This window comes from Chitinophaga sp. RCC_12, assembly GCF_041360695.1.
Lineage (GTDB): Bacteria > Bacteroidota > Bacteroidia > Chitinophagales > Chitinophagaceae > Chitinophaga.
The window spans coordinates 320,515-338,150 of the sequence record NZ_JBFUPS010000001.1 but is presented as its reverse complement, the minus strand read 5'-3'; the positions used below and the strand labels follow the sequence as shown (position 1 = coordinate 338,150).

Annotated in this window: 12 protein-coding genes; 11 read left to right on the top strand and 1 reads right to left on the bottom strand. The window is 49.7% G+C overall.

Annotated elements, in window-relative coordinates; translation table 11 throughout:
• Window positions 1-11: 11 nt before the first annotated feature.
• Complete coding sequence (locus AB6805_RS01475) at window positions 12-1,100, bottom strand: acyltransferase family protein (protein WP_370907691.1); 1,089 nt, start codon at window positions 1,098-1,100, stop codon at window positions 12-14.
• Window positions 1,101-1,241: 141 nt separating this feature from the next.
• Here AB6805_RS01475 and AB6805_RS01470 point away from each other — a divergent pair, with 141 nt between their 5' ends.
• From AB6805_RS01470 to AB6805_RS01420, 11 genes are all read left to right on the top strand, one after another.
• Complete coding sequence (locus AB6805_RS01470) at window positions 1,242-1,499, top strand: hypothetical protein (protein WP_370907690.1); 258 nt, start codon at window positions 1,242-1,244, stop codon at window positions 1,497-1,499.
• A 176-nt stretch (window positions 1,500-1,675) separates the two neighbouring features.
• Window positions 1,676-2,275, top strand: a complete 600-nt coding sequence (locus AB6805_RS01465; protein WP_370907689.1) for an RNA polymerase sigma factor — start codon at window positions 1,676-1,678, stop codon at window positions 2,273-2,275.
• 168 nt (window positions 2,276-2,443) lie between these two features.
• Window positions 2,444-3,637, top strand: coding sequence for a FecR domain-containing protein (locus tag AB6805_RS01460; protein WP_370907688.1), 1,194 nt, complete (start codon window positions 2,444-2,446; stop codon window positions 3,635-3,637).
• 199 nt (window positions 3,638-3,836) lie between these two features.
• Complete coding sequence (locus AB6805_RS01455) at window positions 3,837-7,175, top strand: TonB-dependent receptor (protein WP_370907687.1); 3,339 nt, start codon at window positions 3,837-3,839, stop codon at window positions 7,173-7,175.
• Window positions 7,176-7,193: 18 nt separating this feature from the next.
• Window positions 7,194-8,999 (top strand): RagB/SusD family nutrient uptake outer membrane protein, encoded by a 1,806-nt coding sequence (locus AB6805_RS01450; protein WP_370907686.1) that lies wholly within the window; start codon window positions 7,194-7,196, stop codon window positions 8,997-8,999.
• A 13-nt stretch (window positions 9,000-9,012) separates the two neighbouring features.
• Entirely contained in the window at window positions 9,013-10,212 is a 1,200-nt protein-coding gene (locus AB6805_RS01445; RefSeq protein ID WP_370907685.1) for a glycoside hydrolase family 172 protein, read from the top strand.
• Between the two features lie 5 nt (window positions 10,213-10,217).
• Window positions 10,218-12,047: a hypothetical protein gene (locus tag AB6805_RS01440; RefSeq protein WP_370907684.1), complete on the top strand. Its 1,830-nt coding sequence runs from the start codon at window positions 10,218-10,220 to the stop codon at window positions 12,045-12,047.
• A 10-nt stretch (window positions 12,048-12,057) separates the two neighbouring features.
• A complete protein-coding gene (locus AB6805_RS01435; protein ID WP_370907683.1) occupies window positions 12,058-12,876 on the top strand; it encodes a glutamine amidotransferase in 819 nt (272 codons plus the stop codon).
• Window positions 12,876-14,087, top strand: a complete 1,212-nt coding sequence (locus tag AB6805_RS01430) for a hypothetical protein (protein WP_370907682.1) — start codon at window positions 12,876-12,878, stop codon at window positions 14,085-14,087. The genes AB6805_RS01435 and AB6805_RS01430 overlap by 1 nt, the downstream gene beginning before the upstream one ends.
• The gene (locus AB6805_RS01425; protein WP_370907681.1) at window positions 14,084-16,219 is read left to right on the top strand and encodes a hypothetical protein; all 2,136 of its coding nucleotides are present in this window, start codon (window positions 14,084-14,086) and stop codon (window positions 16,217-16,219) included. Before AB6805_RS01430 ends, AB6805_RS01425 begins: the two co-directional genes overlap by 4 nt.
• A gap of 4 nt (window positions 16,220-16,223) precedes the next feature.
• Window positions 16,224-17,627 (top strand): sialate O-acetylesterase, encoded by a 1,404-nt coding sequence (locus AB6805_RS01420; protein ID WP_370907680.1) that lies wholly within the window; start codon window positions 16,224-16,226, stop codon window positions 17,625-17,627.
• Window positions 17,628-17,636 lie beyond the last annotated feature (9 nt).

Here is a 17,636-nt window from a genome sequence, read left to right as displayed (position 1 = left end):
CAGTATATACTTTAGGTACTCATTTTTCTCCTGGCATTTAAATATTTCCGCACTGGAATATCGTATAACACCATCACCAGGTAGGAGAAGCCCACCAAAAGGAGGGTGCCGGCCGTGATGATAAATGCCAGCTGCATGGTGCCAGGTTTATACGCCGCATAATAATTGGCAAAGATCCATATGCCCGCATAATGTGTCATATAAAGCGGATAAGATATCTTCCCGGAAAAAACACATAAGTTTTTTAATCCGGAAGTAAGCCTCGCGCCGGTTCCGAGTGCAATGAGTAAGGGGAAATAAAACAATACCACCAGCACTTCCACCAGCCAGTTCCATTGAAAATGAGGCATCAGGAACGGCAACATCAATAATGCCGATAGCCCGATGAAGCCCAGCCGGTTCTTTATCATCCAGTTGAAACGGAATACCAGCAGTCCGGCCAGAAAGGAATAGGAAATGCGCGCAGCGCCATCCCAGAAGTTATCTTTTCCCCAGCCACCCATCAGGTTTCCCGCATGATAACCGACTACGACAATACCCGCAGCAGCCAGCAGGGCTAATACGACCAGGTAGCGCCGGCTTAGTTTAACGAGGATAAGCGCATACAGCATATTGGCAACATATTCCCAGAACAGCGACCACGCGGGCGCATTAAAACTGAACAGGTTAAACCAGCGTTCCGCCATCACCGGATAGGGAATCAGGAAGATACTGGTAAGAAACAGCAACGCGATTTTGCCAAATCCATATAATTCCGGGTGACCGCCGAACGGATCGAAAAGAAAGCCCAGCAGCCCCAATACAGACCCGAAAATAACCAGGGGGTGTAACCTGATGATCCTCGATTTAAAGAACTCCCTGACCCCCATTTTGCTAATGCGGTTATCATAGGCGTATCCAATCACAAACCCGGATAAGCAGAAAAAGAAGTCGACCGCCAGGAAACCATGTCCCACGAAGTTCTTACTGTAATCGGTATACACTACTTCCATAAAATGAAAAACAACTACCGTTAAAGCGGCTAGTCCTCTTAATCCATCCAATATTTCAAAATGCTGTTTGGTTCTTAGCAGGTCCGGGTTCAATTTGTTCACGTTCATTAAATACTGTTATATATAATATAGATGATTGGCTGCTTTACAGCCGCTAAAGGGCGGTAAATAAATGACATTATTTCTAAATTTCCTAACAATCAAAGCTGGTGTGCCTTTTGTGAACGGGGATACTATAAAATATATAGTATGGAAACAACAGATATCACCGTTTATATCGACAATAAGCCTTACCGTTTTCACATTGATGTGGATTACGAGAATGACAAAACCACTTACCGGGTATCCACCGATGAGGAGCACAGTGAAAAACTCGATTTTATGCCGCTACACCTGCAGTTTAACGAAGACGGGGAAGTGACCCTGAAAGAGCGGCTGCATACGGTAGAGCAGGAGCAGATTGCGCGGCTTATCTGGCAGGAGATCATTGACAAGATGAAACCATGAAACGGTATGTGGCGCGTTTGCCACATACTTCTCTCCGGTCTCAGCCATAGAAATGATCAGATGCCAATATAGTATCAAAATTTGCTAATCACTTTGAATTTTTTAGCAAATGATATTATAATTTGATCTCACTGTATTCCCGTTCCCACAGGGTGGTTTTAAAGTGAGGTCATTTAATGAAAACAACTGAAATCATCAGCGAAGAATGTTATGCCATCCGCCTGCAACAGGGCGACGAGGTGGCTTTCCGTTATATTATGGACCGGTATTTTGCGGTCATCACCAATTTTGCGAAGAGGATTGTAGTGAATCATGCTATCGCAGAAGATGTAGCAGAAGAAACATTTATAAAATTATGGAACGATCATGCAAAGGTCGGTTCCTTTCAATCTATAAAGGCGTTTCTGTACATCGCCGCCAGGAATGCCTGTTTTAATGAATTGAGAAAAGAGAAAAACCTGCAATACCGCCATCATGCCTATGCCGCCAGCATGACCGGCGAAGCCGATTTCGTGGCCAACGAAATTATCCGCGCAGAAGTAAAAGCAGAGATATTAAGAGCAGTGAACAGTTTACCCGTAAAAATGAAAAGAGTATTCCAGCTCGGCTTCCTCGAAGGCTTGCCCAACCGCAAAATTGCGGAAGAACTGCAGATATCTGTTAATACCGTTAAGGCGCAGAAATTCCGCGCACTGGAACTGGTAAAGGGAAAACTCCAGGGAAAAGATATCCTTCCCTTTGCATTAATAATATTGGCGGCATTTCACAAAGATTAATCCCCGTCTTCAAAAAAAATAAAAAAAACTTTCTCCCCCACTAACCCGAAATGATCCGGGCAGTGTATCCACTATATAACGGCATTAATTTTTTCTCAGCAAAGATGTGCAGCCCGTGGCCCTGTAATGTGTGGTCGCAGTGGTCATGGCTGCATACTATTATTTTCTATGGAAGAAAAAGACGTACAACAGCTATTACATATCGCCGGACTTATTTACCGGCAGCGATCGGGGGAACTGGATGAAGCGGAACAGGAAACGCTGGACAACTGGCTGGCCGCCAGTGAGCAAAACAGGCAGCTGTTCCGGGAGCTTTCCAGCCAGGATCTGGAAGCCATCACGCGCAACGAAGCCGATCCGGCTAACCTGCAGGCATCTGTTGAAAGAGTATACCTGGCCACCGGCATTAAACCCGGACCAGCACGTATATATATAAGTAAGTGGAGAACCTGGAGATGGGCCGCTGCCGCACTTGTTCTTGCTGTGGCCGGCACCGCCAGCCTGCAGCTGGCAAAAGAGAAAAGTAAACCAATAGGGGCCATCCATAACACCGATGTGGCGCCTGGTAGCCGCAAAGCCACGCTGAAACTGGGCAACGGCGCTACCATTATCCTCGACGATGCGCAAAACGGCGTAATCGCCAACCAGGGCAAAACTGTGATCAAAAAATCGGGTAATGGCCAACTGGTATACGACGCATCCGCATCCGTTACTACAGAAATAACTTACAACACCATTACCACACCAAATGGTGGCGAATACGAAGTAATACTGCCTGATGGCTCGCACGTTTGGCTGAATGCCGCTTCGGCGATCCGTTTCCCGGCAGCATTCACCGGCAATACCCGTAAGGTGGAAATTAACGGGGAAGCCTATCTCGAAATAGTAAAAAATGAAAAAGCGCCTTTCATCGTTGTTTCCGGCAAACACTCGGTGGAAGTACTCGGAACAAAATTCAATATCCATTCCTATCCGAAAGAAGAAGATATCACCACTACATTAATCCAGGGAAGTATCCGCATCGCAGCCGGTAAATATACCAAAGTGCTGCAGCCCGGCCAGCAATCGCTCGTGAACACCGGCGCGAATAGCAATATCCGGCTGGCCACCGGCGTAAACATGGATGAAGTACTCGCCTGGCGGAATGGCAAATTCATTTTTGACGACGCCTCACTTAAAACAGTTGTGAGCCAGCTGGAACGCTGGTACGATGTAAATATCGACTATGCCGGTATGGAAGACTACCGCTTCAACGGCGAAATATCAAGGAATGTAAGTCTTTCGAAAGTATTAAAGATGATGGAACTCACCAGTAATATCCACTATAAAATAAACGACAGGAATATCTACATGACAAAATAAGCAAGCAAAAGACAAAAAACCGGAAGCGCGGGAACGCTGCCGGTTATCGTCAGGCTAATGGGGACTTCGTATCAATAAAATCCTTCAACCTTAACATCGCAAATGTATGAATTTTATCATTCATCGCAAGGACCATCTGCGCCTATCCAAACCGGTGCCAGGGAATTGCTTTATCAACCATTCCAAAGTACTCCTGGTTATGAAACTAACTGCTTTACTCTTAACAGGTATCTGCCTGCAGGTCAGTGCAACGGCCTGGTCACAGGAGGTCACCTTATCAGAGAGAAACGCGCCGCTAAAAAAGGTATTGCAGCAGATCAGCAAACAAAGCGGTTACACCTTTTTTTACGATGCCCGTTATCTCAACGAAGCCAAACGTATCAACCTTGATATCACCAACACGCCGGTAGATAAAGCCCTGGACGCCTGCTTCGCAGGCCAGCCCTTTACCTACGAAATGCTGGACCGCACCATTATTGTAAGAAGAAAAAAGACAGAAGAAAAAACGGTCGCACCAACGGCAGTTATCAGCTGGGTACTGTCGGGGAAGGTGATCAACGAAAAAGAAGAAGCCCTGCCCGGCGCTACCATCAAGGTGTTGGGTACCCCCAAAGGCGTAGTAACGGACGTGTTTGGAAAATTCCTGGTGGAAATCGGCAGCGAAAATGATTCCCTGTCGGTTACCTTCATCGGTTATAAAACACAGATCATACACCCCGGCAATCAGAAAACGATCGTCGTAAAATTATTGCCTGACCTCGAAAACCAAAAACTCAACGACGTTGTGATCGTAGGTTTTGGTACGCAGAAAAAAATATCGGTTACAGGCGCTGTATCCACCGTGAAGGTGAGCGAACTGCAGCAGTCTTCCACCGCCTCCCTGTCGAACACCATCGGTGGGCGCCTTCCCGGTATCATCACCCGCCAGAATTCCGCGGAACCGGGTTTTGACGCCGCCAGCGTATTTATCCGCGGCCTCGGCACCTTCACCGGCAACAAGTCGCCGCTCATCCTGGTAGATGGTATCGAACGCGATATGAACAACCTGAACGTACAGGAAATAGAAACCTTCTCAGTGTTGAAAGATGCCTCAGCTACCGCTGTTTATGGGATCCGCGGCGCCAACGGCGTAATCCTCATCAACACAAAACGCGGCGCAGAAGGCCGGCCCATCGTTTCTTTCCGTACAGAAACCGCCCGCCTCACGGGTATGCGCTTTCCCAGTTACATCAACAGCTACGAATACGCGATCCTGGCGAATGAAGCCATGAAGAATATCGGCAAGCCGCCTTTTTATTCAGATGAACAGGTACAGAAATACAAAGATCATTCAGATCCTTACCTGTACCCGGATGTAGACTGGATAGATGTGGTTCTGAAGAAACATACCATACAAACCATTAATAACCTCAGCGTAAGAGGCGGTAACCAAACATTCCGCTACTACACCAATGTAGGTTATACGTTTGTTGATGGTCTTTATAAAGAAGATAAATCCGTTCCCTATAAAACAAATACCAGCTTAAAACGCTACAACTTCAGATCCAATGTAGATGCCAATCTCTCCAAAAATCTTACGATGGACCTCAGTCTTGGCGGCATCATTGAAAACGGCAACGCTCCCGGCCTGCAAGGCGGGGCTCCCGAATTATTCGATGCACTGAGATGGACGCCCAACAACGCTTACCCCATAAAAAATCCAAACGGATCCATCCCCGGATTAGGCACTTTTTTGAATGAAAACCCATTTACGAAAAGTACGCAAACGGGCTATCAGAAAAGGTTCCGGAATACCATTCAAAGCTCGCTCGGCGCTACCTGGGACTTGTCGTCGCTGGTTACAAAAGGACTTAAACTGAGAGGACTCTTTGCATACGATTACTACGGCGCCATGACCACCGTGCGCGTGAAAAGCCCGGCGTCTTACCAATACCTTGGCCCGGATGCCAACGGTGTAGACCAGTATCAGCTGATCAAAACAGAGCAGGCACTCGGGTACTATACCAACTCCGGCGCCAACCGCGCCGCCTACCTGGAAGTATCTGCCAACTACGATCGCAGCTTTGGCGATCACCGGATAGGAGGGCTTATATTAGGTAACCGGCGTGAATATGTAGACCTGCTCGCAGGAAGCTCTATCGGCAATATCCCTTTCAGGCGACAAGGACTCGCCGGCCGCATTACCTACGATTATAACTCCAAATACCTGCTGGAGTTTAACGTGGGATACAATGGCTCGGAGAATTTCCCCAAAGGAAAACGATACGGCTTCTTTCCCTCCGCAGCTGCCGGTTGGCTCGTGTCCAACGAAAACTTCTGGAATAAAAATATCATCAGCTTCCTGAAAATAAGAGGCTCCTACGGACAGGTAGGTAACGACCAGATAGGCGGCGCCAGGTTCCTGTTCCAGACAACCATCGATAAAGCCCCCGGCCATACCTGGTTTGATCCGTACTATATGTTCGGCGCTAATCAAACCTACCAGACAGGCGCTTTCATGGAAAGCCGCATCGGTAATCAGAATGTGACCTGGGAAGTAGCTACCAAAGGAAATATCGGGGTAGATATGGAATTGCTCAACGGAAAAATTACCCTCACCGTAGATGCGTTCAAGGAACGGAGAAATGGTATCCTCATCGCACGGCAACAAATACCCATATCAGCAGGTTATCCGTCAGGGATCATACCCTATGCTAACCTCGGAATAGTGAACAATAAAGGTGTAGATGGCAACATCGAAATAAAAAACAAAACAAAATCAGGCTTCTACTATTCCATCCAGGGTAACTTCACCTACGCCCACAATGAAATAGTAGAAGATGATTCACCTCTGAGACCACTGGCCTACCAGAACAGCCGCGGGCAAAGCATCGACCGCCCCTTCGGCTATGAAGCCCTCGGCCTGTTCAAGGACCAGGCAGATATCGACAAAAGCCCTTCGCAATCAACGCTGCAATCGGTGATACGCCCAGGTGATATCAAATACCGCGACCTCAACGGAGATGGCAAAATAACACCCGACGACAGAACCTATTTCGGTTACGCACGTAACCCGGAAATCATGTATGGCTTTGGTGGCACGGTGGCGTGGAAAGGAGTAGACATGAGCATATTTTTTACCGGCGCAGCGAAAACAAGTTACCTGCTCAGCGGCCGCAGTTCCTATGCGTTTTCAGGCGGAGTAGGGAATTACAACGTGATGCGCGAAGTATACGACAACCGTTGGATACCGGGTGCAGATAACACCAACGCCAAATATCCTACGGTGATTGATATCAACAATACCAACAACTATGTAACCAGCACCCTCTACATGAAAAACGGCAACTACCTGCGCCTGAAATCTGCAGAGATAGGGTATACATTCACCAAAACCCTCACCAAAAGGGTCGGTATCAGCAGCGTTCGCGCATTTATCAACGGCACCAACCTCGCCGTATGGGATCATATCAAAATAGCGAATCCTGAAATTGATAACGGGGAAAGTCTCTACCCGCTGCAAAGCAGCATCAATGCAGGTGTACAGGTAAATTTTTAAAGCATTAAAATCATTAGGATGAAAACGATCACAACATATTGTACGTTCCTGTTCCTTCTCCTGGCAGCCGTGTCCTGTAAGAAAGACTTCCTGGATAAAGCGCCGGATGATGATCTCACTATTGCCGACGTATTCTCTAACCGCGATTACGCCAACAACTATCTCACCAACGTATACTCACACCTGCCGGATGAAATGGTATGGGCAGATAATAAAGATAATCCCTTTCACGGCGCCGCCGATGAACTGAAACAGTTCTACCCGCCATCGTTCTGCAACAGCATGACGTCCGGCGCATGGGATCCTAATTCCACGGTGATTAATCCCTGGGCCAGGAATTATGCTGGGCTGCGCAAAGCAAATATCTTTATTGAAAATATCGACAAAGTACCGCTGGATCAATTCTATACAAAGGAAGCGCGTGACCGCCAGAAAGGAGAAGCTATTTTCCTGCGCGCATTCTATCATTTCCTGCTGGTAAGATTATACGGCCCGGTACCCATCGCCGACAGCAGCATTTCACTGGATACCGATTTCAAGAGCATCCGGCGGCAACCCCTGGAAAAATGCGTGGCATACATTGTATCACAATGCGATCAGGCAGCTGCACTGCTGCCATCACGTATTACCTCCGAAACAGAATACGGACGGCCCGCCAAATCTGCTGCGCTGGCGCTGAAAGCAAGAATGCTGCTGTACATGGCAAGCCCGTTGTTCAATGGTAATCCCGACTACGTGAATGTAAAAGACCATGAAGGCGTATCGCTGTTCCCGGCTTATGATGCCAGCCGCTGGCAGGCAGCTGCAGATGCCGCAAAAGCCTGTATCGATCAGACACAGGCCGCCGGGTATGCGCTCTATACTTCTCCCGGTAATAACCCGGTGAAAAACTACCAGGAAATATTTTACATGAACAACAACCAGGAAGTATTCTTTGCCTATAATGATGGCACCTACGATGGCCTGGATGTTTATAACGAACCGCTTAGTCTCGCCGGATTTACCCTGCATGCGCCTACCCAGGATATCGTAGACCAGTATGAAATGGCAAACGGACAACGACCTATCACCGGCTACACCGGTGATCATTCGCCCATCATCAACCCGCTGTCGGGTTATACGGAAACCGGCTTTACCGATACGCCCGGACCGGATAACCTGTATGTAGCCGGCACCAGCAATATGTATGTAGGCCGTGAACCACGGTTTTACGCCAGTATTAACTTCTCGGGGTCGGTGTGGAAAACGCGTACCGGCGGACTGGAATTCTGGTTTAAGGGAGCCGACGGAAAGCAACGTGCGGGCGGAGGTAATTACAGCGTAACAGGTTACCTGCTGAAGAAATTATCTGACCCGAACTTTGTTTTTAAACCACAGGAGAAAAGAACGCTGCGCACCTGGATCTTCTTCAGGCTGGGAGAACAATACCTCAACTACGCAGAAGCGCTGAATGAAGCACAGGGTCCGGTGGCCGATGTGTATAAATATGTAAACCTGATCAGGAACCGCTCGGGGCTGCCCGCCCTGCCAGGCGGATTAGGCAAGGACGAAATGCGCGAACGTATTCATCATGAAAGACAAATAGAGATGGCGTTTGAATCGCACCGGTATTTCGACTGCCACCGCTGGAAGATTTCTGAAACAACAGATAACGCCAACATGTATGGATTAAATATCTATGCAGGAGAATCAAAAACAGATCCTGCTTTCTTTAAAAGAACCGTTTTTGAACGCCGGGTTTTTGAAAAGAAACATTACCTGTGGCCAATGCTGAAATCTGAAACTGATAAAAATCCTAATCTACTTCAAAACCCAGGATGGTAATAAAATAAACCGGATGAAAATAATACTGATGATGTTAATCCTCCTGCCACTGAACGTGGCGGCACAGGAGCTATATAAGTTCCCTGCGGATGCAGATACCCGTTGGATCAGCTTTGAGAACCGCTCCGGCGCCAAAGGAAAGGCAGGAATAGAAAACAAGGGCGCCAAAGGACATGCATGCGATACGCTGAAAGCAGGTGGGAGTGTAACCTTACTGGATTACGCCGGCGCCGGAATCATTAACAGGATATGGCTCACCACTTCCCATAAACCGGAAGCGCTGCGGTCCATTCATATTGATATGTATTGGGAAGGTGCATCCAAACCCGCGGTATCCGTTCCTTTGGGCGATTTCTTCGGCATCGGGCTGGCACGTAGAACGCCGTTCCAGTGCGCCCTGTTTTCTGATCCCGAAGGACGGTCATTTAACAGCTATATCCCTATGCCTTTTAATAAACATGCAAGGATAGTGCTGGTAAATGAATCAAAGGAAACACACCTGTTGTTTTATGATGTGAACATCACCGCGCTGAAGCAGCCGCAAAAAGACCTGCTGTATTTTCATGCTTACTGGAGCAGTAATCAACAAACCAAACTGGGACAGGATTTTGAAATACTGCCTGCCATCAAAGGGAAGGGCCGTTACCTGGGCAGCAATATGAGCGTAATAGCGGATACTGCATATGGCAACACCTGGTTTGGTGAAGGCGAAGTGAAAATGTACCTGGATGATGATACGCAGTATCCTACACTGGCCGGTACCGGCACAGAAGATTATATAGGCACCGGCTGGGGACAGGGTGTGTTTGCACACCTGTACCAGGGCTGTCCCATTGCAGATGCGGCAAAAAAACAATTCGCCTTTTACCGTTATCATATTCCGGATCCGGTTTATTTCCATAGTGGTTGCCGCGTGGTGATACAACAAATGGGTGGTGGGGGGAGAGATCAGCTGCGGGAAATTGTAAAAGCCGGTGCGCGTTTAAAAGTGGTAACCGTTACTACACCGGCCACCCTGGTTAAAATCCTCGAGGAACCGGGCTACCCGGATCTCTTCGATGAAAAATTCCCCAACGGCTGGGTTAATTTTTACCGGTTGGATAATTATTCCGCTACCGCTTATTTCTATCTCGATAAACCGGAAAATAACCTGCCAGCGCTGGCGCCGTTGAAGGAACGTTTGGCGGGTATACTGTCACCAACAGGTAAATGAATATTATGAACTGGAACCAACTGGATCTGTGGATAGTCATCAGTTATTTATTGCTCATGCTGGGAATGTCTTTGTGGCACCGGCGTTTCTCGGGCTCCAACCTGGAAAACTTTTTCCTTGGCGGCCGGAAAATACCCGGCTGGTTGAATGGAATTTCCTATACGGCTGCCTTGGTAAGCCCGGATGCTGCTACAGGTTATGGCGGCCTCGCCGTGGTAACAGGCGCTTTTATTTCCTGGTGGTACCTGAGCAGGTTTGGACTCGCCTTGTTTTTTGGCGGCGTATTGTTTGCGGTTTTCTGGCGACGGCTAAACCTCTTCACCACGCTGGAGTTTTATGATCTTCGTTTTCCCCCGCGTGCGGCAGCGGCCATGCGCTTATGGATAGCCATCCGAACTTCTATGATAGCCATGCCGGCCTGGACAGGCATCACTTTACTGGCGGCGTACAAAATAATGGGTCCTGCATTCGGGCTTACAAAGGCAGAAACACTGTACCTGGTAGTGCCCATCTCTTTCCTGTTTGTTTTCTTTTCAGGATACAAGGGAGTAGTGATTTCCAACCTGATCCAGATGGTGATATTTTTTGCAGGCACGCTTACACTGGCAGCGCTCACACTCGCGCATTTCGGCGGCGCTGCCGCCATGACGGCCGCACTGGGTCATGCTTTCAATGGCACACATCCGGAAGTATTGCAACTGATGCCACCCGGTGAACACCCGGTATTTCCACTGGCTGCCGCGATGGCCTGGATGGTGGGACAAAGTATTGGTTACGGTGGTGATGCGGCGCCAATGGGCGGTGCAATGGAAGGACAACGGATACTGTCTACCCGCACACCGGCTGAAGCGCTTACCATGTACGTGGTAACTGCCATCAGCATGTTCCTGCTGCTGCTGCTGGTTACGCTTCCCAGTATATCCGCTGCCGTTATATGGCCCGAACTGCGCGTGGAAGGCGCCGACCGGGAACTGGTATATGGAAAGCTGATGAAAACAATGCTGCCTGCCGGCGCTATGGGATTGCTGGTAGCTGCGATGATGGCGGCTACCATGTCTACCGTTGGCGATAATCTCAATTTCGGGAGCCAGGTGCTGGTAAGTGATATTTACCGCCGCTGGTTTGTAAAAAAGGCCAGCGAAAAGCACTACATGCTCGTCGGGAAACTGGGAATGGCGCTGATCCTGTCGTTGGCAGTGGCAGTCGTATTCAACGTGAGTATTATCACCGATGTGGCCATTTTTATGTTGCAACTCAGTGCGGCGGAACTGCCGGCTAACTGGGCGCAATGGTGGTGGTGGCGTTTCAACGGGGCGGCACGTATCGCTGCATCCTTCGGTGGCGCTGCTATTTTTTGTATGGTGGTATTGGGCCCTAAACTATTAATATACCTGCACGTTCCCTGGGCGCCGCAACTGGTGCTGCCCTGGTGGTGGCAAACATTGGTAGTGATGGCGCTTACTACTGCAGTGTGGGTTACAGTTGCGTTGATCACACCACCCGATCCGGCTGAACTGCTGCATTCATTTTATGAACGCGCGCGTCCACTCGGTTGGTGGAAGCAACACAGCGGCAATATGATACAACCTATTGTGCGCGGAATGGGTATTGCCGTAATTGGTTTTGGAGCAACGGCTATGCTGATCACAGGGTTAACACAGGCATGGTTTGCACGTTACGGGCCATGTGCCTGGCTGTTGTCCGGTTCGCTGGTGCTATTTTTTGTTTTTAGAAAGATGGCCAACAGGTACCTGTCGTGGCTGGCCGCCAGGGCAACCGTGAGCAGGGCTGTACTGGAGCAGCAATCCTTCGAATCTTTATCTCAAAAAGTATAAAAAAATAATTATGTCTGTTAGAAAAGAAGTCAGGACAAAAGAAGAACACGTACTATACCTGGGCGATTGGGTATTTCACCTGGGCCCTACGTTTATAGAAACGCCGTTTGGCACAGAAACAAAAGACGCAGATCTGCATTTCTATGGCGAGCGCTTAACAGCAGCACTGGAACATGTGGCGGATGTTACCACGCTTGCCAACTGGGAGCTGTACCGCCTTGCGCCAGGTAAGCTGGAAGCCTTCCTGGAGGAATCTGTAAGTCTCATTATCAGCGATGTGGAAGCAAAATGTTTCCATCTTTACCCCAGCTTTTTCGACCGCTCCCGGCGGGAAAATAAAGTGGTTACATTCCCCGACAGGCTTACCCTTATTAAAGAATGGATCAATGATGGCGGCGGACTGATGATGCTCGGCGGATGGTTGTCGTTCAGCGGTGTGCAGGGCAAATCAGGGTGGGGCAGGTGTACACTTACGGATGCGTTGCCCGTGAAATGCCTCGTTACTGAAGACCTGGTAGAGTCCTCCGCAGGGTTTACCGCGGAGGTATTAGCGCCTGATCATCCCGCGGTGAAAGGCTTGCCATGGCATACGTTTCCGCCCATATTTGGTTACAATGAAGTAAGTGCCGTTGGTACCGGGGAAGTGCTGGTGCGTGTAAAAGAAACCGGTCACCCGCTGGTGGTGGCCGGCAGCTATGGAAAAGGCAGGGTGTTGACCTACATGTCTGATCCCGCTCCGCACTGGGGAATCAACTTTGAATTATGGGAAGGATATGATGCCTTCTGGCAGCAATCATTGCAATGGGTAAAGAAACAAACAAGTAATTGATGAACCGTTCCATATTACGCGCAGGAACAGCTGTAGCTGATATCACCCCGCCGCTGGAAGCCGGATTGCTTACCTCTTCGGTAGAAGGGCGTTACGATCCGTTTACGGCAGTGCGGTTGCCGCTGAAAGCCAGGGTGCTGGCGCTCACCACCACAACCACTACCGTCGCACTGGTATCGCTGGACCTGTTAGGGTTAAGCGATACCGCTACCGGCGGGTGGAAAGCATTCAAGCAGGGATTGTCGGATGAAATATTGCCGGAGCACATTATTATAACCTGCACGCATACACACAATGCACCGGAATCGGTAGCCTTATCACAACTGTATTTAACACCGGTGTACCGTGCATGGCTACACGAAGTACAGCAGCAAATACGTAATGCTATTCATACAGCGCTGAAAGACGCGCGTGCATGTACCATCAGCATCAGTAGCGGCATGCTGGAAGGATTCTCGCTGCAACGCCGCATACCCACGCCGCAGGGCATCGTGATGTCCGATTCCATGCAGCCTGTTACACCGGACCTGATGCGCCGCGAACCGGCAGACCGTCGCGTACATACGCTCCGGTTTACCGGGGCGAACGGGATCATCGCAACAGTGGTACATGCGGTTTGTCACCCTGTGCATGAAATGTGCCTGCCGCATGTATCGCCCGATTTCCCGGGGGAGCTCTGCAACGCGCTGGAAGCCACCGGCAATAATGGCATGGTGATGTTTATCAATGGCGCCGCCGGCGATATCAATCCGCCTACCGTATCCGGCGGGCCCGCCACTGCAAAGCAACATGGCGCCGCACTGGCCGCAGTGGTGCAACAGGATACCGGCCGCGAATCGCTGGAAGGCAATAGGCTATTGTTCGCACATGATGAAATCACTTTTGGAATACGTGCTGCTGTCGTCATCAACAAAGAAGATGCGCACGCCAGGGTAAATGTGATCGCCATCGGAGAGCTGGCCATCGTCTTTCTCCCGGGTGAACCATTCACCACTACCGCATTGGAAATAGAAAGCGCGTCTCCATTTCCGCATACACTCGTGGCGGCATATGCCGAAAATACCATTGGCTATATTCCCGACATAAAAGGATTCGCTGAAGGAGGATATGAAGCCGGACCCGGTAAGTGGTCATTCCTGGAAACCGGGGCCGCTGCTATATTACAGGCCACCGCCCTCCGCCTGCTGAATCAGTTAAAAAGCAACACATGAAAAAGAAAATACTGCTGAGTGCCCTGGTATGCCTGTTGTACAGCTGCATACAGGTATATGCGAAAGATAAAACGCTGTTGTTCTGCGGCAGCAATAAAAACGGTCTCTATCTCCTTTTAACACAGGAAGGATATAAACTGAAACAGTTCAGCACTCCCGCTGTTGCCATTACTGCTGCTACCGATGGCGCAGCGGTATTCATCGTATCAGATACCTACCCGGTAATTGACCCGGAAAAGCGTATCACAGAAGCGTTGCTGGCTGCCGCCAAACAAAAACACCTGCAGCTATATGTTGAATACCCCGCTGCATTCCCGGGCCTCGATATCCCTGCAAAACCGCTGGAAACGAGGCTGGAACGCGGCGTGGTAACTACCGGCGATTTCGGCGCGCCATTACAGCCCATGAGCATACTGGGTATCCATAACTGTTATATCCTGCCGGTGAGTGCCAAGGATCCGTTGATTGTACTGGCCAAAGTAGTGGGATTCGACAAAGCAGAATATGGCCTGGACAGTACCAAATCATATCCGCTGCTGTTCAAACAGGACGGCGCTTTTATTGCCACCACTGCACTGAGTAACTTCGAGCGCGGACGATACGGTCCCGCGGCTTCCATGAAACAGGTGTGGACGTATATCCTTGCCCGTATGACCGGCAACCCACACCTCGCCATAAAGCACTGGCCCATGGATGTAAAGCCCATGTATGGCCGCAATGCGCCATTACCCGCCAGCGCAAGGCTCAACGCCATCCGGAAGGGAACCGCCTGGTTCTTTCATGGCCGCTTCTTTGTGCATCCGGCCTGGCAAAAAGAATGGGAAGAATACAACTCCCGTGAAATGCCAACAGGCCCGCCAATAAGCGCCGACAAGCCCGATGGCGACGGCTCGCTCGGTATCATGGAAGGACATACCTCCACCATCAATTACGATGGTACCCAGCAATACCGCTACTGGATGCGCGCAGATGTGCAGGGAGAAGTAAGCATGGCCCTTTCTGCCGCAGGCAGGTTGCTGAATATTAAAAGCTATCAGCAGAACGCCGTAAATCTTATTAACTATACGTTGAAAACCTCCAATATGAGGGCCGGGCCTAAGCGCGATCCCAACAGTCCCGCCTACGGCCTCATAGGCTGGGCAACGCCTAACCCCACCACCTTTTACGGAGATGATAATTCAAGGGCCATCCTCGGCATTATCGGCGCCTCCGCTTACATGAATACCCACCAGTGGGACCAGGAAATGGCTGCCGCCATACTGGCTAACTTCAGAACCACGGGCAAAGATGGCTTCCGCGGCGAACGGCTGGAAGAAAAAGATATCATTAAAAACGGCTGGCAGTTTTACAGCAACCGTTCCTTCGTACATCCGTCCCCGCATTTTGAATCGTGGATGTGGGCGCTGTACCTGTGGCTTTATAACAAAACGAAGTACGAACCGCTGCTGACCAAAACAAAAAATGCGATCCGCGTGACCATGGAAAGTTATCCCGGCAACTGGCGCTGGGGCAGCAGCATGCAAACACAACGCGCACGCATGATCCTTCCTCTAGCCTGGCTGGTAAGAGTGGAAGATACGCCGGAACACCGGCAGTGGCTCGACAAAATGGTGACCGAAATCATGAAGTACCAGGATGAAAGCGGCGCTATCAGGGAAGAGCTGGGCGTAAAAGGGAAAGGAATGTTCAACCCGCTGAACACCAATTCTGCCTACGGTTCCGATGAAGGCTCCCTCATTTTTAAAAACGGGGAGAAGGTATCCTGTCAGTTGTACACCTGCAATTTCGCATTGTTTAGTTTGAATGAAGCCGCGCGCGCAACAGGCAATAAAAAGTACCAGGAAGCCGCCGGAAAATTGTCGGCCTATCTTACCCGTATACAGGTGCAAAGCAGTAAACATAAAGATCTCGATGGCGCCTGGTTCCGTGCATTCGACTACGGGCGGTGGGACTACTGGGCCTCCAATTCAGATGCAGGCTGGGGCGCCTGGTGTACGCTGAGCGGCTGGATACAAAGCTGGATCGTCACCTCACAAATCCTGATAGAACAACAGCAGAGTTACTGGGAAGTAACGCAAAAGTCAGCGATCAGCGAACCCGCAAAATCATTGATCAATACCATGCTTAAATAGTTGTATGAAGATGAAAATATCTTTGCTGTTGTGGTGCCTCACCGGTTGTGCATTATCCTGCCGGGCAAACATCCGTTTACCGGAGGTGCTCAGCAGTAACATGGTGCTGCAACAGCAAAGCCCCGTAAAGTTATGGGGCTGGGCCGATCCGGGTGAACGCATCTCCATTACCACCTCATGGGATCAGCAGGTATACACTGTTACCACAGCCGGCGATGCCGCCTGGGTAGCGACTATTACCACGCCGGCGGCAGGTGGCCCTTTTACCATTACGCTGAAAGGAAATAATACCATCACGCTGCAAAATATCCTGTTGGGTGAAGTATGGGTCTGTTCCGGGCAAAGTAATATGGAAATGTGCGGAAACTGGGGACTGAAAGACATCAAAGCCATTCAGCCGGCTGCTGGTAACAACAACATCCGGTTCTTTAAAATAGCCAAAGCCACCGCCGCACATCCACAGGATCACCTGACCGCGCAATGGGTGGCGTGCGACAGCGCCGCACTGAATACTTTCAGCGCTGTCGGCTATTTCTTTGGGAGAAAATTAAATGAGCAGTTAAAGGTGCCCATCGGGCTCATAGATGCCAGCTGGGGCGGTACCGCTGCGGAAGTATGGACACCGGACAGCATTGTAGGCAACAACCCGGTGTTAAAAGAGGCGGCTGCGCATATATTGCCCAACGGCATGTGCCCGCATTTGCCGGGTGTGGCCTGGAATGCCATGCTGGCGCCGGTTACACGCTATGCCATTGCCGGCGTTATCTGGTACCAGGGAGAAAATAATACCGGCACCGCCGCCACTTACCGCCTTTTATTTACTTCCATGATAGATGCATGGCGTAATGCATGGCAGCAGTTGCTGCCCTTTTATTTTGTGCAGATAGCCCCGTTCAATTACCGCGAAAAAAATACCGGCGCACTGCTCAGGGAAGCGCAACAACAAAGTATGCAACATCCTAATACCGGCATGGTCGTCACCACCGATATTACCGGCAACGTATACGATGTGCATCCGGCTAATAAGCATGATGTAGGCTACCGGCTGGCCGACTGGGCGCTGGGCGAAACTTATCGCCGCCGGGGATTTATCTACAAAAATCCTTTGTTTAAAGAGATGATGATAAAGAAAGATAAAGTGATCATCTCCTTTGAAAATGTGCAAGAGGAACTATCAATAAGGGGGGATAGCCTGACGGAGTTATTTATTGCAGGAAACGACCGGCAGTTTCACCCCGCCAGGGCTATAGTAAAAAAAAACACACTGATGGTGTGGAACAATAAAGTGAAACAACCCGTGGCTGTGCGCTACGCTTTCAGTAACACTGCTATCGGTAACCTGTTCAGTAAAAACGGTTTGCCCGTAGCGCCTTTCCGCACCGATCACTGGGAGGTGCCAACAAAATAAATTTATCCG

Bases quoted from the DNA above. Each gene is read 5' to 3' on its own strand.
- AB6805_RS01475 (WP_370907691.1), bottom strand. From the start codon at position 1,100: ATGAACGTGAACAAATTGAACCCGGACCTGCTAAGAACCAAACAGCAT.
- AB6805_RS01470 (WP_370907690.1), top strand. From the start codon at position 1,242: ATGGAAACAACAGATATCACCGTTTATATCGACAATAAGCCTTACCGT.
- AB6805_RS01465 (WP_370907689.1), top strand. From the start codon at position 1,676: ATGAAAACAACTGAAATCATCAGCGAAGAATGTTATGCCATCCGCCTG.
- AB6805_RS01460 (WP_370907688.1), top strand. From the start codon at position 2,444: ATGGAAGAAAAAGACGTACAACAGCTATTACATATCGCCGGACTTATT.
- AB6805_RS01455 (WP_370907687.1), top strand. From the start codon at position 3,837: ATGAAACTAACTGCTTTACTCTTAACAGGTATCTGCCTGCAGGTCAGT.
- AB6805_RS01450 (WP_370907686.1), top strand. From the start codon at position 7,194: ATGAAAACGATCACAACATATTGTACGTTCCTGTTCCTTCTCCTGGCA.
- AB6805_RS01445 (WP_370907685.1), top strand. From the start codon at position 9,013: ATGAAAATAATACTGATGATGTTAATCCTCCTGCCACTGAACGTGGCG.
- AB6805_RS01440 (WP_370907684.1), top strand. From the start codon at position 10,218: ATGAACTGGAACCAACTGGATCTGTGGATAGTCATCAGTTATTTATTG.
- AB6805_RS01435 (WP_370907683.1), top strand. From the start codon at position 12,058: ATGTCTGTTAGAAAAGAAGTCAGGACAAAAGAAGAACACGTACTATAC.
- AB6805_RS01430 (WP_370907682.1), top strand. From the start codon at position 12,876: ATGAACCGTTCCATATTACGCGCAGGAACAGCTGTAGCTGATATCACC.
- AB6805_RS01425 (WP_370907681.1), top strand. From the start codon at position 14,084: ATGAAAAAGAAAATACTGCTGAGTGCCCTGGTATGCCTGTTGTACAGC.
- AB6805_RS01420 (WP_370907680.1), top strand. From the start codon at position 16,224: ATGAAGATGAAAATATCTTTGCTGTTGTGGTGCCTCACCGGTTGTGCA.